A 19,506-nucleotide genomic window follows, 5' to 3' on the forward strand; every position below is an offset into this window, starting at 1 on the left:
GGCTCAGTGTTATTAAAAATAGCGACGTAAACGTTTGGATAAACTAAGGCACAATCTAATGCAGATAGCTTTTGAATTTTGCCATTAAAGCAGGTCTAATAGCGTATTATTTTGATTTATAGACCTATCTAATGTTCGAGTTAACCCTACAAATTGCTGTTATATTATTTTTCGTCGCCATATTGGCGGGTTTTATTGATGCCATTGCCGGTGGTGGCGGTTTACTCACTATTCCTGCATTGATGTGGGCGGGTTTACCGCCAGCTGCGGCTTTAGGTACTAATAAGCTGCAAGCTTGTGGCGGCAGCTTTTTTGCTAGTTTGTACTTTATTCGCAAAGGCATGGTTGACTTAAAACAAGCACGCTTATCCATTGTGTGCGCGTTTATTGGCGCTGCAGTGGGCACCATTATTGTACAAATGATTGATGTCACCGTATTAGAACTGGTATTACCATTTCTTATCCTCGCCATTGGCTGTTATTTTTTGTTTTCTAAAAAAATCTCAGAAGAAGATAAACAACAAGTGCTGACACCTGCCATGTTTGCTTTTACTGCCGCTCTTGGGGTGGGGTTTTATGATGGATTTTTTGGACCCGGAACCGGCAGTTTCTTTGCTTTAGCCTTTGTGTCACTGGCAGGTTACGGACTGGCTAAAGCCACCGCCCATGCCAAAGTGCTTAACTTTGCTACTAATGTGTCATCGTTAATCTTTTTTATGATTGGCGGCCAAGTGGCGGTTTTATTAGGGCTTATTATGTTAGTCGGGCAAGCTATCGGCGCAACTTTTGGCTCACGCTTAGTGATGACCAAAGGGGTAAAAATTATTAAACCGCTGGTGATCACCATGGCATTTTTAATGAGCTTTAAATTATTGTGGGCGCAGTACGGGTAAGTGACTTATATCTCCAGACTAATTAAGCGTTTTATGACAGATTTCAATAACAACACATCGAACAGAAAAGGTTTTCATGCGCATTATTCACACATCTGATTGGCACCTTGGTCAAAACTTTTACGGTAAAAGTCGCGCTGTTGAGCACAAGGCATTTTTGCAGTGGTTGTTAGCACAAATTAGCCAGCATCAGGTTGATGCACTGATTGTCGCTGGCGATATTTTTGATACTGGCACGCCGCCAAGTTATGCCCGCAGTTTGTACAATCAATTTATTGTCGATATTCAAGCAACAAATTGTAAGCTTATCGTTCTTGGTGGTAATCACGACTCTGTTGCTACCTTAGGTGAGTCAAAGCAGTTGCTGGCGTGCTTAAATGCCACGGTTATCCCAGGTGCGCTTGATAACGCAGCTGAGCATGTGTTGTTAGTGGCTGATAGTCATGATCACCCCTGCGCGATTGTATGTGCGCTACCGTATTTACGCCCTAGAGATATAGTATTAAGTGAGTCGGGTGAGTCCAGTGAAGATAAACAGCGCAAGTTAGCTAATGAAATCGCCGATTTATATCAGCGCTGTTTTGCTCATGCCCAAGCAATTAATAACCAGCAAACTACGCCATTACCCATTATTGCCACAGGGCATTTAACCACAGTGGGTGCCAGCACCAGTGAGTCGGTGCGAGACATTTATATTGGTAGCCTTGATGCATTTAATGCCAACTTGTTTCCTGCAGCGGATTACATTGCACTAGGCCACATTCATCGACCGCAAAAAATCGCCAAAACAGAGCATATTCGCTATAGCGGCTCGCCAATCAGTTTAAGTTTTGATGAACTTAACAGTCAAAAAAGTGTGTATTTGGTTGAGTTTGATAAGGCTAAATTAGCCGAGGTCAGTGCCCTTGAAGTGCCCAAGTTTCAAGCCATGGCAAGTGTTAAAGGCAGCTTGGCCGAAATCGCATCCCAGCTTGAAACCTTAGTTGAGCAAGGCAGCGATCAAGTCACTTGGCTGAGTATCGAAGTGGCCGAGCAAGACTTTTTAACCGACTTACAAAGCCGAATAGCCGAATTGACCGACGCCTTACCTGTAGAAGTACTGCAACTTAAGCGTGCTCGTAGCCAGCGCCAACAGCAAATTCAGCAAATGGATAATGAAACCTTAACTGAATTAAGCGTCACAGAAGTGTTTGAGCGCCGTTTAGCCCAAGAAGACTTTTCAGAACCCGAGCAGCAACAGCGACTTGAACGGGTAAAACAACAGTTTGATATTATCCTTGATGAAATGAATGAGCAGCTTAATGGCACAGCGCAACATGTTGAGGAGGCAAAATAATGAAAATCCTTAGCCTGCGTTTTAAAAATATTAACTCATTAAAAAATGAGTGGAAAATTGATTTTACCCAGTCGCCATTTAAAGAAAACGGCCTGTTTGCCATTATTGGCCCTACAGGCTCGGGTAAAACAACCATTTTAGATGCTATCTGCTTAGCGCTGTATCATCAGACCCCGCGCTTAGGGGTAATTTCAAAAACCACCAATGAGCTCATGACTCGTGGCACCAGCGATTGTCTGGCCGAGGTTGAGTTTGAAGTGAAAGGTAAGGCGTATCGCGCCTTTTGGAGCCAACGACGCTCCCGTGGTCAAGTTGATGGCAATTTACAAGATGCCCAAGTTGAGTTAGCGCAACTTGAAGATGGTAAAATTCTTGCCAGCCAAATTAAGCATAAAACCGAATTAACCGAAGCCATTACCGGATTAGATTTCGCGCGATTTACTAAATCGATGATGTTATCCCAAGGTCAGTTTGCCGCCTTTTTAAATGCCAAAGCTAATGAACGGGCTGAGTTACTTGAAGAGCTTACCGGCACAGAAATATACGGGCTTATCTCGGAGCAAGTACATCAAAAATTTAGCCAATCAAAGCAGGAGCTTGCCTTGCTTGAAGCTAAATCAAACAGCGTTGAATTACTAGATGATGACAGTATTAGCCTTAAACAAATAGAGCAAACTCAGTTAATTGAGCAAGCCGATTTATGCCAGCAACAACTGCAGCAACTGCAGCTGCAAGTCACGTGGGCTAAGCAGCTTGAGCAAGCAACTGAGCGACATCTTGCCAGTGAGCAACAATTACAACTAGCGCAGACTGAACTTAAAGCCCAGCAAGCCAGTTTAGCTAAGTTAGCTGCCAGTGAGCCAGCTGAAAGCTTAATTCCGTTATTTGAAGGCATGAGCAAACTTGAAAACAGCCATGCACAGTTGCAAAAGCAGTTACAGCAGCGCAATACTGAGCTTGAACAGGCCAGCGCACAATTAAGTCAAATCGCCACTGAGCAACAGTTGCAGTCTCAGCACTTTAGTTTAGCTAAGCAGCAACATACGGATTTAGTGACGCTAATTGATACTCAGGTGCAGCCACTTGATAATCAAATTGAGCAAGTGAGCTTTAAACATGCTCAGCAGTTACAGTCTCAGCAGCAACAAACCCAGCTGCTAGAGCAATTACAGCAAAAGCAGCAGGCCATCGGCGGACAAATTCAAACCGTTACGGCATTACAAGCCCAGCAGCAGCAAGTCATCAACCAATATCCCCAGGGCAAGTTGATCCAAACTCGCCTTGGTGTGTGGCAGCAGCAATATGCTAACTACGCCGAGCAAGTGACTCAGCAAACTAAGTTGACGCAACAAATTGCCCGTTTTCAGCAACAGCAAATTCAGCTCCAACAGCAGCAAAGCACACTGACAGCGCAAGTAACCAGTGAGCAACAGTTACTTGGACAATATCAACTCAGCCGCCAACAAGCCCAGCTGCAATTACAGACCTTGTTAGCCGGTGATGAAGAAGCACTCATTGAGCAGCAATATAATGACATAGTGACTCAGCAGCCAAAGCGCAGTCAGCTTGAACACTTGTCGACCCGTTACAGTGAATTGCAATTAGATCTTAATCAACATCGCCAGCAAAACGCGCAAACCCAACACGATATTGAGTTAAAGCAAGCTGAGTTAACCCAAATACGAGTCTTGTGGACAGATAAAAATCAGCAGTTAAAAGACTTAACAAGCTTGCTAAAACAAGAGCAACATATTGCTGATTTAACCCAGCATCGGGCTAAGTTAGTAGAAGGTGAGCCATGCGCCTTATGTGGCTCGTTGGATCACCCTTTAGTGAGTGAATATCAAGCGGTTGATTTGTCGCAAACAGAGCTGCGCCATCAACAAACTAGCGCGCAATTAGATAAGATTAAAATCCAAGGCGAGCAAGCTAAATTGGCATTGCAAACCTTGCAGTTACAATATGAGTCAGCCTCACAAGCGGTGGCTAAGCTAACGGCGCAGAGTCAGCAATTACAACAGGACTGGCAGCAAACTTGTCAGCAACTTGGAATTGCATTTGCTATTGATGATAGCCAGCTGAGTGATTATGTAGCGCAAATGGCGCAGTTGCAGCAAAACTTATCCCAGCGATTAGCCGATATCAGGCAGGCTAAAACTCACCTGCAACAACAAAACGATCAGTACCAGCAAGCGAATAACGCCGCTGAGCAACAACAGCACCAATTAAGCTTATTAGCCCAAGAGCATACAAGCTGCAACAATGGCTTACAGGACGCTGATCTGCAGCTTATTGAGGTGAATAAAACCCTTAATAACCTAGTGACTGAATTAAGCGATTCAATTGCGCAAACCGCAGAGTCTATGCCAGATATGGCTGGGTTTAAAGCGTGGTTAAGCGCCCTTGAACAACAAATAATGCAGTGGCAGCAAGCAAGCGATCAGCAACTTGAAGCACAGCAGCAATTACAATTATTGCAGCAGCAACAGCAAACCCAGGCGAGTCAACTAGAAGAGGCGTTGCAGCAATCACAGTCGCGGCAAGCGCAATTAACTGAAGTTGCAGCGGAGTTAGCCAAGTTGACGAGCCAAAGGCAGCAGCTATTTGCCGATAAGCAAACATTAACTGAAAAGCAGGCTAGCCAAGCCATGCTTGAGCAAGCAGAAAGCCAGTTAACAGCGCTACAAAGCCAATTGAATCAATATCAGCAGCAGCAAGATAATGTTAAGGCGCATATTGAAGCCGTTAATAAACAAATTGCAGTGGCATTGACTGAGTTAACCGCGGCAACCGAGCAGTGGCAGCAGCAATTAAGCCAAAGCCCATTTGCTAGCCAAGCGGAATTTGAGCAAGCCATTATTCCTCAGGCTGAGCGTGAGCAGTTAATTAACTTGCAGCAGCAACTTAATGAGCAGCAGTTAAAAGCGCGCACCTTGGTAGAACAAGCCAAGCAGCAATTAACAGCGTTAATGACCCAAGCAGAGCAATTTGGTTATGAGCAGCTAACGACTGAAAAGCAGCAACAAGGCTCAGACAAAGTCTTACTTCAAGGGGCTGATCTAGATTCAGAGCTAAAGTCAGAGCAAGAATCTGCGCAAGGCTATTTAGCACAGGTCAGTTTGCAGCATCAACAAGTCGAGACCCAGTTAGGTGAGATAAAACAAACCTTATGGCAAGTGAACCATTTACTGGATGACGATAAACAAAAGCGCCTAAGTCAGCAGCAAATGCTGTTAGAGCTTAACCAAGCCAAACAAGCTTATGATGATATCGCCTATTTACACTCACTCATCGGTTCGCAAAAAGGCGATAAATTCAGAAAGTTTGCCCAAGGGCTGACATTAGATCATCTGGTTACTTTGGCTAATCGGCAGCTGGATAGGCTTCAAGGACGCTATTTGCTTGAGCGCAAACAATCGGTAGATCTAGAGCTGCAAGTATTGGATACCTGGCAAGGCGATGCAATTCGAGATACTCGCACCTTATCAGGTGGTGAAAGCTTTTTAGTCAGTTTGGCATTAGCGTTAGCGTTATCGGATTTAGTCAGTCATAAAACCAGTATCGACTCGTTATTTTTGGATGAGGGCTTTGGCACCTTAGACAGTCAAACCTTAGATACCGCCCTTGATGCGCTAGATAACCTTAATGCTTCAGGCAAAATGATTGGTGTGATCAGCCACATTGAAGCGATGAAAGAGCGCATTGGGGTGCAAATTAAAGTGCATAAAATGAATGGACTTGGAGTCAGTAAGTTGCAGAGTGAATATAAAGTTAATAGCGATGTCGAATTGGCTTAAGTTTGTCTCTAAAGCTTATCGCTCAGACTCGCGGCTAGGCTAACAACTAAACCGTCACTTGAGGTTAATGCAGCCGCATTAGCCTCATTATTTGCTTTGGGGTAGGGTTATTTTTAGGTCAATAAATTCTAATGATAAATCAACCATGCTGAGTAAAAAGCTGCCATTGTTGCAGCGCTTTTAGGTTAATTAAGCGAGTTATAGATGTAAATTAAAAACATCATGACTGATAACAGTCTTTTCCCATCTCAGTTACTTTCAATTGCCTAGTTCAAAGTTATGCAGGCGTGGTGAGTTTTTATATTTGTATTTGCAGTCTTTTTTGATATAACTCCCCCTTGGTATATAGTACTTAAGCACTCATTAAACTAGTGCTTAAGTATACATTCTTTTATACGTATATTAATACGTGCAGTAGGGCGGACACGAGATTGCTTTCAGCTCAAATGGATAAGCTACAAACGCTGGTTGGTAAAGCGCAAAACTTACCCACATTACATCGAAAATTATTGCTAGCAAGCGTGTTTATTGTCGCGGCGGCATTACTGTGGCCAACCCCGCAAGAATTTGCCTCACAGCGGATCCCTGTTGCCCTTGATATCGAAGCCTTGATCCCACAGGTAGCCAATCATACTCCGGTTGAAATTAGTGAGCCGGTTGCGCCGACATTTGAACGTATTATTGAGCAAGGTGACACCTTAAGTCAGTTATTTGAAATAGCTGGTATTGGTCAACAGACCATGTACAAAGTGCTTGAAGCTGATTTAAATGTACTGGCATTAGATACATTATCGCCGGGTAATCGTATTCGATTTTGGCAAGACGAACAGCAAAAACTAACCAAACTAGAGTTGTATTTTAATCCAGCTTACCAAGTGGTATTTAGCCGTTTTGACGATGGCAGTTACGAGGTTAATGAGGTCAATATAGAAGGCATTTGGCAAAACCGCATTATTAGTGGGGATATCAATGGCTCATTTTATTTATCGGCCCAGCGCTCAGGTTTAACTGCAGCGCAAATACAAACCATAGAAACGCTACTTTCAAGCAAGCTAAATTTCTCCCGTGATTTGCGTGCAGGTGATCAATTTTCAGTATTAATGAATGATCAATTTATTGAAGGCGTATCCACCGGAGCCAGTAAATTAGAAGCAGTGCGTATTGAAACCAGAGGTAGAAATATTAGCGCTTTTCAAAATGTGGATGGTAATTTTTATGATGACAAAGGCCAAGGTCTAGCCAGTGCCTTTCAGCGAATACCGCTGGAAAGGCAGTATCGCTTATCTTCACATTTCAATCCGACCCGTAAGCACCCTGTTACTGGTAGAACCTCGCCACATAACGGTACTGACTTTGCCACTCCTACTGGCACCAGAGTGGTAGCGCCGGGGGATGGTGTGGTGTCAATGGTCACTAATCATCGCTTTGCAGGCAAGTATATTGTGATTGAACACGACAATAATGTTAGAACCCGCTATTTGCATATGTCGAAGTTCTTGGTCAGAAAAGGCCAGCGGGTTAAACGCGGGCAGGTGATTGGCTTATCAGGCAGCACAGGTCGGGTGACGGGACCACATTTACATTATGAGTTTCATGTTAATGGTCGCCCAGTTAACCCAATGAAGGTGAGTATCATTGAAGCCTCGGTATTGCCTAAAAAGCAAATGAACGCCTTTAAGCAACTGGTGAAAACCAAACAAATGATGATGGATTTAGGTTAACCCATTTAATCTTTTTATCGTTAAATTAAAACCACTTTTAATTCGTTTGAAAGTGGTTTTTTATTTGCGCCATTTGGTTTCTGAGTGATTTGATTTACCAAGGTTACATTGATCGCATAACACTTGTAGGTTATCGATATCGAGCGCAAGTTCAGGATATTTGGAGCGAGGTTTGATGTGGTCAACGTGCATGACTGCGCCATGTTGTGGGCTAGTGCCGCAGCACTGACAAACTGAGCCGTACTTTTCAAAAGCGTTTAGACGCAGGCTTAACCATTTTTGAGATGAATAAAAAGATACCGATTTGGGTTCTTCAAATGGGATTAACTCCCAATCATTAAATTCGCATGGCGCCAGATCGGGTCCCATCAAACCCACCGAAAACCCTTTAAGTTGATTATCCTTAAGCCAATTACGAATGGCTTTCATGGCTGCTTTTTCGGTTTTGTATTTTCGAGTGCGACGATTGTCGCCCCTAAAGCTTGCTACATACATTAATACCCTCCTAAGAAAATAGGTTTATGAATATCTTAAGCTTAATAAGGGGCTTTTCCTAGCTCAATACAGGTCAGTAATAAGCGTAAGTCGAATTCCAGCTGGTGGTAATCGCTGGTCATATATTCGCACAGTTGATAAAAAGCTTTGTTGTGATCTTTTTCTTTAAGGTGGGCTAATTCGTGCACCACCACCATTCTCAGTAATGGCTCAGGCACATGGCGTAGTCGTGATGAAATTCGAATTTCATTCTTAGCTTTGACCTTACTGCCTTGTACGCGATTGGCGTAGGTATGTAGGCCTAAGGCTTGATGACTGAGGGTGATTTTGTCGTCAAAAACCACTTTAGAAAGCGGCGCAGACTGTTTTAAGAATTGCTGTTTAAACACCATGGTGTAGTCATAAAGCGCTTTATCAGTGCGTATATCGTGCACACTTGGGTAACGCTTTAATAGCACGGCAGCTAAGCTGTCATTGGCAATATAGCCTTTTACCTGTTCGATGGTTTGGGCTGAATAACCGGCAATGTATTTAAGCTGGGCTGTTTGCTGTTTTTTGGCCTTTACCTCATCACTGGTTACCAGGCTTGCTAGGGCTTGCTTAGCCGCCAGTTTAGTCGCTGTAGCTTGATTAACCGCTTTTACCGTCATTTGCGGCGGCGCACTTGGTCTGACTTTTTTTGATGTAACAGGAGTGGAAAATGAGGCGGATTTTCTTGAATTCATAGGGATATTTATTGCTTACTTTAAGCTTATCAGTAAGCTGCTTTTACCCACAAACAGGCCATAAAGCAGCTTACTCACAAGAAAATCTAATTCAAACTGAGTTAGATTTTGCCATACATGTGGCGGTTTTGCTGAGCGTATGCGGCTTCAAAAGCAGGTAATTGCACACGTTTAAGCTCAAGGGTATCAAGATCGGCTTGTGGCGGATTACGCTTTAGCTCTTCTTTGATAGTCACTGGGCTAATAATCGCTACTGGTAATTCAGTAATTTGAATTGCTGCTTCAAGTTTAAAGCTAGTAGCAGAGCCGGAGAACTTGCCTTTTTGTTCACGTTCAATAATCACGATTTCATCAACTTTGTAATCTTCCATTAATTTATGGAAAGCAAAATGAAATTCACGAATTGATTCTGTTTCAACAGATTTTGAAATGCTGAACGAGATTTGACGACATTCCGGTACGTTGAATGACTCTTTCTCATAATTTAATAAGCTGATGATGGCTTCGCCACCTTTTAATTCTACACCACAAATCTTCATGTTATACCTTACTTAGAGCGAGTTTATTTGGCATGTTGTTGAGCTGTGCTCAAATATGTTCATGCTGTCAAAATTACGGTTATTCTTCGTCACTGACAATTGAATCATCAGTTTCGATAATTTTTGCTGGTTTTGCTTTACGGCGCATTGGTGCGTCACCAATATCAATACCGGTGGCAAAGCGCTTGTCGCGTTTAGGCGCCACTTTTGGCTTCTTGCTAGCGACACGCTTGGCATTACCTGTATTGGCATCAGCTGATTTTGCATTGGCGCTTGATGCCTTAGGATTGTCTCTTAAGCCTTTAAATTTAGCTTCAAGGCCTGCGATAGTTGAGAAGTCAAAGTTCTTACGTAAGAACACCTGTACTTTCTTAAAGCTATCCCAGTCTTTCGGGCCTACTAATGAAATAGCATCGCCTTTAGCGCCTGCGCGGCCAGTACGGCCAATACGGTGAACATATTCTTCGGCAAACTTTGGCATGTCAAAGTTAATTACTAATGACACATTTAATAAGTCTAACCCGCGAGAAGCAACATCTGTGGTGACTAAAATCTTTTGTTGGCCACGGCTGAATTTGTCCATAATTTGATTACGTGCTGACTGACTTAAGTCACCACTGAGCGCAGCGGTTTCTAGCCCTTCAGCAGACAATAGTTTGGCGAGTCTGTCAGTGTCTGAGCGAGTTGCAGTAAAAATGATCACTTGCTTGTGTTGCTCATGTTTTAAAATATGCTGCAGCAGGGCTTGTTTGTGATCAAGGTGGTCAACTAAAAAGATGCGCTGAACAATATCTTTATGCTCTGCATGCGATGCGCCAATAGCCACATGGCTAGGGGTCTTTAATAATGTTGCGGCGATATCATTGATGTCATCGTGATCTAATGTCGCTGAAAACATCAAGGTTTGTCTGCGCTTATGATCTGCAGCGTCATTAATGGCTTTAAGTTGTGGCGCAAAACCAAGATCTAACATGCGATCGGCTTCATCAAGTACCAGTAACTCTAAGCCATTTAGGTATAAGTGGCGCTGTTGAAGATGATCGGCAATACGCCCAGGTGTTGCCACAATAAAGTGTGGGTCACGAGATAGCGATTTTGCTTGATCGTTAAAGTTCTCGCCACCTAAAATACTAATGGCTTTATATTGGGTATTGGCAACCAGTAAACGTAATTGACCATAGACTTGCTGAGCAAGTTCACGGGTTGGCAATAAAATCAGAACGCGAGGGTCTTTTTTAGAGAGGGCCCTAGTCGATATTACCCGCTGCAAAGCAGGTAATAAAAACGCCAGGGTTTTACCTGAACCGGTTTTAGATGATGCCATTAAATCTTTACCCGCTAGGGCAATTGGCAGGGCTTGCTGCTGAATTTCTGTTGGCTCAGAAATGCCCATATGCTTTAGACTGTCTAGTAAGCGTTTATCTAAAGAAAAATCGGTAAATAACAAAGGTAAATCCCCTAAAAAATGATAGCCAGATATTATAACGTGTAAGCGACTTGATAGCCAACAGCTTAAGCGTAAGATAAGCTACTTAGGTGTGCAAAAATGGTTAAGGGTTTGGTAAATGTCTAAGGCTTCAAAAGAAAATAAATCATCACTTCGTGTTGGGATCGCCCTCGGTAGTGGCGCGGCTAAGGGCTGGGCTCATATTGGGGTGATAAAAGAGCTGGCCGCCATGGGGATCCACCCTGAAAAGATTGCTGGCTGCTCTGTTGGGGCTCTGGTGGGCGCAGCTTATGCTAATGATCATTTAGAAGAGTTACATGAGTGGGTGAGTGGGTTTTCTAGTTGGGATGTTTTAGGCTTAATGGATTTAAGCTGGCGCAAAGGTGGCTTAATCAGTGGTGAAAAAGTATTTGATGTTTTAGCTGGTCGAATAGGCGATCTAAAAATAGAGCAATTGCAAAAGCCGTTTGCGGCAGTGGCGACCGATTTATATTCTGGCCAAGAAATTTGGTTCAAAGAAGGCGATTTACGTCATGCGGTAAGAGCCTCGTGTTCAATGCCGGGCTTTTTACCCCCAGTACAATTGCATGATCGCTGGTTAGTGGATGGCGCAGTGGTAAACCCTGTGCCAGTGTCAATGTGCCGCACCATGGACGTTGATGTAGTGATGGCAGTGGACTTAAATGGTCACCGCCGTAATAGTATGCATATGTTGCCTCAACAAATGACCAGCTGTGCGCCCACTGAAATTGAAAAGCAATTAGTGGCCAAAGAGCCAGAGTCGGCGTTTATGGATCTGCTAGGTAAAGGTAAAGAGTATATAAATAGTTTTTCAGAAAAGTTTTCCACAAGCACGAAATCTCACCCTGGGATGATTGCGGTGATGTCGCAATCAATGGATATTTTAGAGCAGCGCCATAAACGCGCCAGATTAATGGGCGATCCACCGGATGTGTGTTTAGTGCCACAGCTTGCTGATATCGGTACCATGGAGTTTCATCGTGCTGATGAAGCGATAGAAGCAGGCCGTCAATCTGTGCGCCAATCTGCGCATTTAATTTATGCAGCCCTTGGTATTAGCCCAAATGATTAACGCCAATTAAAGCGCTTTGCTTTAATCATACTGATTTTTAACGGTTGAAATGACCTGTTTAAGCATCAATATACCAGTATAAATCTGTGGTAACTATTTGTATAAATCTGCGATAACTATTCGTATAAGCCTGCAATTACCAGTTTAAATCTGTAATAAATAGCAGTCTATTTATAGGCGTTTCAGCACTCAGTAGCTGCTTTTTATAACCTGGTCAAGTTCAACTTTTCTAAATAGTGTTGAGCTTGGCAGTAATTTTTTTCATTTTGTTCCCCTTCATCAAAACATGATCTAGATCATGGATTTTTAGTGCCTATTATTGCCTAATGCACCATATATTGTGTTTGTTGATAATTATGTGTGGATATATAGTGTTTATATCCTGTGCATAAAAGGAGTAAAAGTAATGCCTGTAGTAATTAAAAGGGACGGTTGTCGTACTCTATTTGATGAGTCGCGGATCAAGGATGCCATTGTTGCAGCAATGGAAACTGCTACAGGTAGTGCTGATGAAGACTATGCTTCAACAGTCGCTTGTGTGATTAGAGATCAAGTTGCTAACGATGAAGAAGTTGAGATCCATCATTTACAAGCTTTAGTTGAAAACTTATTAATGGAAGGTCCTCATAAAGAGGTTGCGCGTCATTATATTGAGTATCGTCACGACCGTGATATTTGCCGTGAAGCCAAAAGTAAATTGAACTGCGAAATTCGTGGTTTGGTTGAACAAAGCGACGCGTCGATTTTAAATGAAAATGCCAATAAAGACGCTAAAGTTATTCCAACTCAACGGGATTTACTTGCTGGCATCGTGGCCAAACATTATGCCAAGTCGCATCTATTGCCAAAAGATATTGTTGCTGCACATGAGTCAGGTCAACTGCATTATCACGACTTAGACTATGCACCATTCTTCCCAATGTTTAACTGCATGCTAATTGATTTAGCAGGCATGTTAACCCATGGCTTTAAAATGGGTAATGCTGAAATTGATACCCCTAAATCAATTTCAACTGCGACTGCAGTAACTGCGCAAATTATTGCCCAAGTGGCTAGCCATATCTATGGCGGCACCACCATTAACCGCATTGATGAAGTATTAGCTGAGTTCGTTCAAAAGAGCTATCAAAAGCAGTTGGTTATCGGTAAAGAGTGGGGCGTAGCAGATGTTGAAGCCTTTGCCATGGCGCAAACTGAAAAAGAATGTTACGACGCATTCCAGTCTTTAGAATATGAAGTAAATACCCTTCATACCGCCAATGGCCAAACGCCATTTGTGACCTTTGGTTTTGGCTTAGGCTCGTGCTGGGAAGCGCGTTTAATTCAAAAGTCGATTCTTAAAGTACGTATGGCAGGTCTAGGTAAAAACCGTAAAACAGCGGTATTCCCAAAACTGGTTTTTGCTATTCGTGATGGCCTAAATCATAAAGCTGCTGATGCTAACTACGATGTGAAGAAGTTAGCATTAGAGTGTGCCACCATGCGCATGTATCCAGATATTCTTAATTATGAACAAGTTGAACGCGTTACTGGTTCATTTAAAACGCCAATGGGTTGTCGTTCATTCTTAGGAACTTATGAAGAAAATGGTGAGTTAATTCATGAAGGGCGTAACAACTTAGGTGTTGTCAGCTTAAACTTACCTAGAATCGCCATTGAAGCCAAGGGCGACGAAACCGCTTTCTTTGCCTTATTAGAACAGAGAATGACACTCGCTCGTAAAGCACTCGATACCCGTATTGCCCGCTTAGTGGGTGTAAAAGCGCGTGTTGCACCAATCCTATATATGGAAGGTGCTTGTGGTGTTCGTTTAAATGCAGATGATGATGTGTCTGAAATCTTTAAAAATGGCCGCGCGTCAATCTCATTAGGCTACATTGGCTTACATGAAACCATTAATGCACTTTATGGTACTAATGAGCACGTGTTTGATAGCGAGCTGTTACGCACTAAAGCCATTGAAATTATCTCAGTGATGAAGCGCGCGACTGAAGCGTGGAAACAAGAAACAGGTTATGGCTTTAGCCTATACAGCACCCCAAGTGAAAACTTATGTAGTCGTTTTTGCCAGCTAGATGCCAAAGAGTTTGGTGTGGTTGCAGGGGTTACTGATAAAGGTTACTACACTAACAGTTTCCATTTAGACGTCGAAAAGAAAGTCAATCCATACGATAAAATTGAGTTTGAATTACCGTACCCAGAAATCACCAATGGTGGCTTTATTTGTTACGGTGAGTTCCCGAACATGCAGCACAATATTGAAGCATTAGAAAACGTCTGGGATTACAGTTACACCAGAGTGCCTTATTACGGTACCAATACCCCAATCGATGAATGTTATGACTGTGGTTACGTTGGTGAGTTTAACTGTACCAGTAAAGGTTTTGTGTGCCCTAAATGTGGCAACCATGAGCCAAGCCGTGTGTCGGTAACCCGTCGTGTATGTGGTTATCTAGGCAGCCCTGATGCAAGACCATTTAACTATGGTAAGCAAGAAGAAGTTAAACGCCGCGTTAAGCATTTATAAATAGCAAATTCATGAAGTTAGCAAAGCTAATTCCGTGATTAACCCAACAAGGCGCTTTAAGCGCCTTGTTTTGGTTTGGCCTTAGTGATGCCAATAGGTTTACAGCGTGAGTATTTACGCGACAATGAGCAGTAAGAGAAGTGATTATGAATTACCATCAGTATTTTCCTATCGATGTGATCAACGGCCCAGGTACTCGCGCGACCTTGTTTGTTTCAGGTTGTGAGCATCAATGCCGTGGTTGTTATAATCAGTCTACTTGGGATCCTCGTTCAGGCCATGAATTTAGCCAAATGATGGAAGATCAAATTATTGCTGATTTAAATGATACTCGTATCAAGCGCCGTGGTTTATCACTTTCTGGTGGCGACCCATTATTCCCAGCTAATCTCGACAGCATTTTGTCTTTGGTTAAACGGGTAAAACAACAATGCCCAGATAAAGACATTTGGCTATGGAGTGGCTACAAGCTCGATCAAATGTCCCTCAAACAACTGCAAGTATTAGACTATGTAGATGTGTTAGTGGATGGCAAGTTCGAGCAAGATTTAGCGGATCCCAGTTTGAAGTGGCGTGGTAGCAGTAATCAAATTATTCATGATTTAGTTCAAATAGATTAACCATAAGCTGCTGTGGATAATGTGTTTCGTCTAACGAACTGTTATACTTCGCCTCCGTAAACGTGTTGGATTGATACAAGTGCTGTGTTTGAGCATGTTATTGTGTCAGTGGCACAATGTTGAAATTTAAGGTAACACAATGAATTTAAAAGAAGAACTGCAAGCATTAAACGATAAAGCAGAAAAGTTTCGCCGTAAACTTGCTGCTGCACAAGCCCGTGAAGATAAAGCGGTTATCATGCAGTTTAAAAAAGAGATCGCGACAGTAACAAAACGTATTGCAAGTTTGAAAAATCAGCAATCACGTCAATTAAACAAAGCCGGTAAAGATGTAAAAGAACTAAAATTTAGTCGTGTGCTGACCAAAGCGGAACAAGCAGACATGGGTAAATTAAAAAAATCAGTTAAAGGATTAGTTGTTGTACATCCAATGACTGCGCTTGGCCGCGAAATGAATATTAAAGCAGTAACTGGTTTTGCCCCAGCAAAATTCTAATCCAGTTTATCCCTATTAGTTATGACGTAAGTCAGTTGCATGGATGATGAGACTCATAAATTGAGCGTTGTCTGAAAGGTTGGTCAATGTCGATTAAATATATCGCCACTTCTAAGTTACCTACGCCTTGGGGCGTATTTGCAATGCATGGTTTTGAAGATACCGAAACCGGTAAAGAACATGTTGCGCTAACGTTTGGTGAGCTAAATGCTAATGAGCCAATGTTAGGTCGTATTCACTCTGAATGTTTAACCGGTGATGCCTTGTTTAGTTTGCGTTGTGATTGTGGTTTTCAGCTGCAAACTGCAATGCAAAATATTGCTGAATTAGGCCAAGGTTTTATTCTTTATTTAAGACAAGAAGGCCGTGGCATTGGTTTACTGAATAAAATCCGAGCCTACGAACTGCAAGATCAAGGTGCCAATACTGTTGAAGCTAACGAACGTTTAGGTTTTGAAGCTGATATGCGTAAGTACGATATGATTGAACCTATGTTAGCTCAAATTGGTGTTAGCAAAGTGAAGTTAATGACCAATAATCCACGTAAAGTGAAGGCCATGCAGGCAGTTGGCATTGAAGTGAGCGAAAGAGTTCCATTGCAAGTGGGCAAAAACCGTTACAATGAAGCATATTTAAAAACCAAATCAACCGAGTTAGGTCATATGATGACAGAACACCATTTTATTGATGACAATAAATAACAGTTGACGAAATAGCGTAGATTAAATCATGTTACTGAGTTGGTTTACTGGTTTTAAAGCAAATCAATTTCCATTATATAAAAGCGCTGTAATAGCTATTGCAGCGCTTTTTGTTGTTCAACCTTGTCAGGCTCAATTTGATGCTGACAACCCCGATCTTTCCCATTACGCTTTTGCAAATTATATTGGCAGCGGGATTTATCGCGCTTCTGGCCAGAGCGCTGCAGTGGCCAATATTCCTTTCGCATTTGATATTGAACAGGCCGATGATCACCTGCTGACCCTAAGGTTGCCAGTTTCATTGGGCTTTTTTAATTACTCTTTTAGTGACTTGCCAGAAGGTGAACTACCCGATGGTGTCGGCACTATGACCATAACCCCAGGGATTGAGTACAAATGGTTTTATGACGAGCAGCTCACCCTAGAAACCTATTTAGATTTGGGCTACGGGCATAACTTTTCAAATTCCAGTAATGTGGGGATTTTCTCTACTGGTTTTTCAGCGTTATATGAATTGGCACAACCCAAATATAATCCGGTGTGGGTTAACCGAATTTATTATGCTGGCTATAAAAGCAGTATCAATGACAGCTCTGATGGCTATTCTGTATTGCAATCTGGCATTGATTTTGGCTTAAATCAACGCTGGGATTGGGGTGAGTATACCGTTGAGCCACGCTTGTTTGTAGCGGGGCGCTGGTATTTCGATAAACTTAAGTTTGTTACCCCAGTGCAAGAAAATGTGCTTACGCAATATTCCTATGAAGTGGGAGTGACATTAGCCTTGTCTAAGCCGTTAGGTTGGGGATGGTTCAGTACAGACCGATTTGGTATGAGTTATCAAACTGATGGGGAGTTACAGGTGTGGCGATTAATTTTTGAATTCCCTATGTAGTTTCATCGGTTACAAAAAAGCCTGATGGTTTAATTAAACCAATCAGGCTTTTTTGTACTATTTACCGAATAAACAGGTAGTTAGAGGTTTGTTTCAGACCGCTTGTTTATCAATGGTGTTTATTTGCCCCAAATATCAGCATTAACACCTGCAGTGCATTTATTATTTTGCGCTTTGGACACAGGTTTGGCACCCGAGCCTTGATGAGCCTTTGTCGTTGATTTTGCTGCATCATAAACTTTAGGAGCAGGCAAAGGCAGCTTGTTGGTTTTTAGCCATAAGTATTCAACTTTATCACGGGCCCATTCGGTTTTTCTTAAAAACTTGAGGCTGGATTTAACACTTGGATTATCTTGGAAACAGCGAATATTAATGCGGCTGCCTAATTCTTCCCAGCCATACTTTTCCACTAATTCAGTGACAATAGTTTCTAATTTAATTCCATGAAGAGGATTGTTTGCTTGAGTCATGTACGCAGCTTAATTTACCAATTTGCCGACATTATAACATTGGCTTGCTGATGACGTTAGTGCTGAAATGTTTCAGTGCTAAGTTAACCACACTGAAACTTCAGCATATCAGACCTAAAACTCGAAGCTATTATCTGGTGGAATGGCAAAAAGCTCTTCGGCTATGGCGCGAATTTCTACTGCTGCTTTACCTTCAGGGTCAATCTCAAGCACTGACGAGCCACTTTCTTCGCTGTCATCATAAATATTACGATTGAAGGTAATGGCATTTAGCGCTTTTAAGCCAAATGATTGCACTACTTCCTTGGCCTCTAAAATACGCTTAAATTGCGATGGCAGAGCAGGGCATTGACTGACGACTATTGCAGCCACCATTTTTGGGTTGACCATTTTACAGGTGCTTAGCATGTCCTCCATGTGTGGAAGCGTTTTTAAATCACGTCTTTTGGGCCTAAGCGGAATGAGTACGTAAGTGGCGACTGACATCGCTGCGCGCATGGCAAGGTTATCTTGACCACCGCAATCGACAATAACGTATTCAAAGCGCTCATTAAGACTAAGTAAGTCATTACGGATTTTGCCGTATAATTGAATGCAATTAATGGGTTTTAAACTGGGGTGTTCATTTCTGGCTTGGATCCAATCTGAGGTGGTTTTTTGCGGGTCACAATCAACCATCAATACACTGGCATTGAAGCTTTCGGTTACATATACAGCGAGGTTTTGCGCTAAACAACTTTTGCCACTACCACCTTTTTCGCCGCCGACTAATATAATCATAGTATCACCTTAATGTTAAAGATATTGCACTGCTTTAAGCGTTTAAAGCAACTGCATGGCAATATGATAACTCTGTGGATTTGACTCAAGGCAACGACATACTTGGCCTTTGATGGTATTTTGTTTGTCAGTGTTATGGTTGAAGGTGACTGCGATTAAGTCGCCTAAGGCAAACGGCGCTTTATAGTCGATTAAAATTCCTTTACGGGCTAAATCGATACAAATGCCAGCATCTTCCTGGGGCTGGCCATTAGCGTCAATCCAATGCAATAAAACTCGCTCGGCTTCCATATCGACTCTTAAAGAAGCTCTTTTTTCTTCAAACCCTATAGGCTCATTTGACATAACCTTATCGCTCCCTGTTTGCTTAATCCATCATAAGTATTAGTCATTATTAGTGATAGTAATCAACATCGTTAAAAAAAGCGATAAGTAAGTCACTTATCGCTTTATTTGTTGATATAAATTAACAAAGGTGTCTACTCTGTGAGCTTAGTCGAAATCTTTGCTTTTAGGGTAGGGCAGTTTCAGTTGTCCCCAGCGAATGACAATGACCGTGGCTGCTAGCACAATCGTTGAAACAGAAATCGCCAGTATGCGCCAGTCATCCATATCTTTCATATCAAGAATTAAGTAACGGGCCAGTGCCACAATAGCAATATATAGTGGCATGCGGATAGGTAGCTTACCTGACTCGAGGTAATTGACCACCATGGCTAAGACTTCAAGATAAATGAAGAGTAGTAGCAAATCGGCAAGTTCTACGGTTCTAATATCGAACATATGCATCACCTCTTCGCCAATGGCAAAGACGGTCGCAAGAGAAATAATGAAAAGAACGATATGTTCGACGCCTTTAAGGCTTTTAACACCTATTTGGCGGAGTATAGGGAGTGGCATGATTATTACATCTCTTATTATAAATTTGATTGATAATTCAGTATATTCTGCTAAATGGAATAATACTGAGT

General features: G+C 42.3%; 18 protein-coding genes. 10 read left to right on the plus strand and 8 right to left on the minus strand.

From position 1 onward, the window contains the following. Positions 1–131 precede the first annotated feature (131 nt). The 4 genes from BCU91_RS18530 (at position 132) to BCU91_RS18545 (ending at position 7,747) form a co-directional block, all read left to right on the plus strand. On the plus strand, positions 132–893 hold the full coding sequence (locus BCU91_RS18530; RefSeq protein ID WP_102440410.1) for a TSUP family transporter: 762 nt from the start codon (positions 132–134) through the stop codon (positions 891–893). Between the two features lie 76 nt (positions 894–969). Continuing rightward, positions 970–2,229 carry an exonuclease subunit SbcD gene (sbcD, locus tag BCU91_RS18535; RefSeq protein WP_102440409.1) on the plus strand — a complete coding sequence of 420 codons (1,260 nt, stop codon included), beginning with the start codon at positions 970–972 and terminating at the stop codon, positions 2,227–2,229. After that, a complete protein-coding gene (locus BCU91_RS18540; protein WP_102532117.1) occupies positions 2,229–6,026 on the plus strand; it encodes an AAA family ATPase in 3,798 nt (1,265 codons plus the stop codon). The genes sbcD and BCU91_RS18540 overlap by 1 nt, the downstream gene beginning before the upstream one ends. A 446-nt stretch (positions 6,027–6,472) precedes the next feature. Then, positions 6,473–7,747, plus strand: a complete 1,275-nt coding sequence (locus BCU91_RS18545; RefSeq protein WP_102440407.1) for a peptidoglycan DD-metalloendopeptidase family protein — start codon at positions 6,473–6,475, stop codon at positions 7,745–7,747. A gap of 60 nt (positions 7,748–7,807) precedes the next feature. Here BCU91_RS18545 and BCU91_RS18550 read toward each other — a convergent pair whose 3' ends face one another. The 4 genes from BCU91_RS18550 to BCU91_RS18565 all read right to left on the minus strand — a co-directional run bounded on the left by BCU91_RS18550 (position 7,808) and on the right by BCU91_RS18565 (position 10,953). After that, positions 7,808–8,242 (minus strand): HNH endonuclease signature motif containing protein, encoded by a 435-nt coding sequence (locus BCU91_RS18550; RefSeq protein WP_102440406.1) that lies wholly within the window; start codon positions 8,240–8,242, stop codon positions 7,808–7,810. A gap of 41 nt (positions 8,243–8,283) precedes the next feature. Beyond that, positions 8,284–8,967, minus strand: a complete 684-nt coding sequence (locus BCU91_RS18555) for a M48 family metallopeptidase (protein WP_102440405.1) — start codon at positions 8,965–8,967, stop codon at positions 8,284–8,286. 101 nt (positions 8,968–9,068) lie between these two features. Continuing rightward, complete coding sequence (locus BCU91_RS18560; protein ID WP_102440404.1) at positions 9,069–9,506, minus strand: DUF3010 family protein; 438 nt, start codon at positions 9,504–9,506, stop codon at positions 9,069–9,071. A gap of 79 nt (positions 9,507–9,585) precedes the next feature. Beyond that, positions 9,586–10,953: a DEAD/DEAH box helicase gene (locus BCU91_RS18565; protein ID WP_102532118.1), complete on the minus strand. Its 1,368-nt coding sequence runs from the start codon at positions 10,951–10,953 to the stop codon at positions 9,586–9,588. A 118-nt stretch (positions 10,954–11,071) separates the two neighbouring features. On the opposite strand from BCU91_RS18565, the gene rssA reads away from it, so the two are divergent. From rssA to BCU91_RS18595, 6 genes are all read left to right on the plus strand, one after another. Continuing rightward, positions 11,072–12,046, plus strand: a complete 975-nt coding sequence (rssA, locus tag BCU91_RS18570; protein WP_102532119.1) for a patatin-like phospholipase RssA — start codon at positions 11,072–11,074, stop codon at positions 12,044–12,046. Positions 12,047–12,452: 406 nt separating this feature from the next. Continuing rightward, positions 12,453–14,573 carry an anaerobic ribonucleoside-triphosphate reductase gene (gene nrdD / locus BCU91_RS18575; RefSeq protein WP_102532120.1) on the plus strand — a complete coding sequence of 707 codons (2,121 nt, stop codon included), beginning with the start codon at positions 12,453–12,455 and terminating at the stop codon, positions 14,571–14,573. Between the two features lie 146 nt (positions 14,574–14,719). Then, entirely contained in the window at positions 14,720–15,193 is a 474-nt protein-coding gene (gene nrdG, locus BCU91_RS18580) for an anaerobic ribonucleoside-triphosphate reductase-activating protein (RefSeq protein ID WP_102440400.1), read from the plus strand. A 139-nt stretch (positions 15,194–15,332) separates the two neighbouring features. Beyond that, a complete protein-coding gene (locus BCU91_RS18585; protein ID WP_076540062.1) occupies positions 15,333–15,689 on the plus strand; it encodes a YibL family ribosome-associated protein in 357 nt (118 codons plus the stop codon). A gap of 86 nt (positions 15,690–15,775) precedes the next feature. Then, positions 15,776–16,390 carry a GTP cyclohydrolase II gene (ribA, locus tag BCU91_RS18590; protein ID WP_076540064.1) on the plus strand — a complete coding sequence of 205 codons (615 nt, stop codon included), beginning with the start codon at positions 15,776–15,778 and terminating at the stop codon, positions 16,388–16,390. A gap of 28 nt (positions 16,391–16,418) precedes the next feature. Then, complete coding sequence (locus BCU91_RS18595; protein ID WP_102476085.1) at positions 16,419–17,285, plus strand: hypothetical protein; 867 nt, start codon at positions 16,419–16,421, stop codon at positions 17,283–17,285. Between the two features lie 119 nt (positions 17,286–17,404). Here the strand turns inward: BCU91_RS18595 and BCU91_RS18600 are convergent, their stop codons facing one another. The 4 genes from BCU91_RS18600 to BCU91_RS18615 all read right to left on the minus strand — a co-directional run bounded on the left by BCU91_RS18600 (position 17,405) and on the right by BCU91_RS18615 (position 19,435). Further along, complete coding sequence (locus BCU91_RS18600; RefSeq protein ID WP_102476086.1) at positions 17,405–17,755, minus strand: VF530 family protein; 351 nt, start codon at positions 17,753–17,755, stop codon at positions 17,405–17,407. A 114-nt stretch (positions 17,756–17,869) separates the two neighbouring features. Continuing rightward, complete coding sequence (locus BCU91_RS18605; RefSeq protein ID WP_102532121.1) at positions 17,870–18,535, minus strand: AAA family ATPase; 666 nt, start codon at positions 18,533–18,535, stop codon at positions 17,870–17,872. A gap of 42 nt (positions 18,536–18,577) precedes the next feature. Beyond that, positions 18,578–18,880: a PilZ domain-containing protein gene (locus BCU91_RS18610; RefSeq protein ID WP_102440396.1), complete on the minus strand. Its 303-nt coding sequence runs from the start codon at positions 18,878–18,880 to the stop codon at positions 18,578–18,580. 147 nt (positions 18,881–19,027) lie between these two features. Continuing rightward, complete coding sequence (locus tag BCU91_RS18615; RefSeq protein WP_076540074.1) at positions 19,028–19,435, minus strand: phosphate-starvation-inducible PsiE family protein; 408 nt, start codon at positions 19,433–19,435, stop codon at positions 19,028–19,030. Positions 19,436–19,506 lie beyond the last annotated feature (71 nt).

The organism is Shewanella sp. 10N.286.52.B9 (genome assembly GCF_002873635.1).
In the GTDB taxonomy this organism is placed as follows: Bacteria; Pseudomonadota; Gammaproteobacteria; order Enterobacterales; family Shewanellaceae; genus Shewanella.

Excerpts from the sequence above, each read along its gene's own strand:
- BCU91_RS18530 (WP_102440410.1), top strand. The coding sequence starts at position 132 with ATGTTCGAGTTAACCCTACAAATTGCTGTTATATTATTTTTCGTCGCC.
- sbcD (WP_102440409.1), top strand. The coding sequence starts at position 970 with ATGCGCATTATTCACACATCTGATTGGCACCTTGGTCAAAACTTTTAC.
- BCU91_RS18540 (WP_102532117.1), top strand. The coding sequence starts at position 2,229 with ATGAAAATCCTTAGCCTGCGTTTTAAAAATATTAACTCATTAAAAAAT.
- BCU91_RS18545 (WP_102440407.1), top strand. The coding sequence starts at position 6,473 with ATGGATAAGCTACAAACGCTGGTTGGTAAAGCGCAAAACTTACCCACA.
- BCU91_RS18550 (WP_102440406.1), bottom strand. The coding sequence starts at position 8,242 with ATGTATGTAGCAAGCTTTAGGGGCGACAATCGTCGCACTCGAAAATAC.
- BCU91_RS18555 (WP_102440405.1), bottom strand. The coding sequence starts at position 8,967 with ATGAATTCAAGAAAATCCGCCTCATTTTCCACTCCTGTTACATCAAAA.
- BCU91_RS18560 (WP_102440404.1), bottom strand. The coding sequence starts at position 9,506 with ATGAAGATTTGTGGTGTAGAATTAAAAGGTGGCGAAGCCATCATCAGC.
- rssA (WP_102532119.1), top strand. The coding sequence starts at position 11,072 with ATGTCTAAGGCTTCAAAAGAAAATAAATCATCACTTCGTGTTGGGATC.
- nrdD (WP_102532120.1), top strand. The coding sequence starts at position 12,453 with ATGCCTGTAGTAATTAAAAGGGACGGTTGTCGTACTCTATTTGATGAG.
- nrdG (WP_102440400.1), top strand. The coding sequence starts at position 14,720 with ATGAATTACCATCAGTATTTTCCTATCGATGTGATCAACGGCCCAGGT.
- BCU91_RS18585 (WP_076540062.1), top strand. The coding sequence starts at position 15,333 with ATGAATTTAAAAGAAGAACTGCAAGCATTAAACGATAAAGCAGAAAAG.
- ribA (WP_076540064.1), top strand. The coding sequence starts at position 15,776 with ATGTCGATTAAATATATCGCCACTTCTAAGTTACCTACGCCTTGGGGC.
- BCU91_RS18595 (WP_102476085.1), top strand. The coding sequence starts at position 16,419 with ATGTTACTGAGTTGGTTTACTGGTTTTAAAGCAAATCAATTTCCATTA.
- BCU91_RS18600 (WP_102476086.1), bottom strand. The coding sequence starts at position 17,755 with ATGACTCAAGCAAACAATCCTCTTCATGGAATTAAATTAGAAACTATT.
- BCU91_RS18605 (WP_102532121.1), bottom strand. The coding sequence starts at position 18,535 with ATGATTATATTAGTCGGCGGCGAAAAAGGTGGTAGTGGCAAAAGTTGT.
- BCU91_RS18610 (WP_102440396.1), bottom strand. The coding sequence starts at position 18,880 with ATGTCAAATGAGCCTATAGGGTTTGAAGAAAAAAGAGCTTCTTTAAGA.
- BCU91_RS18615 (WP_076540074.1), bottom strand. The coding sequence starts at position 19,435 with ATGCCACTCCCTATACTCCGCCAAATAGGTGTTAAAAGCCTTAAAGGC.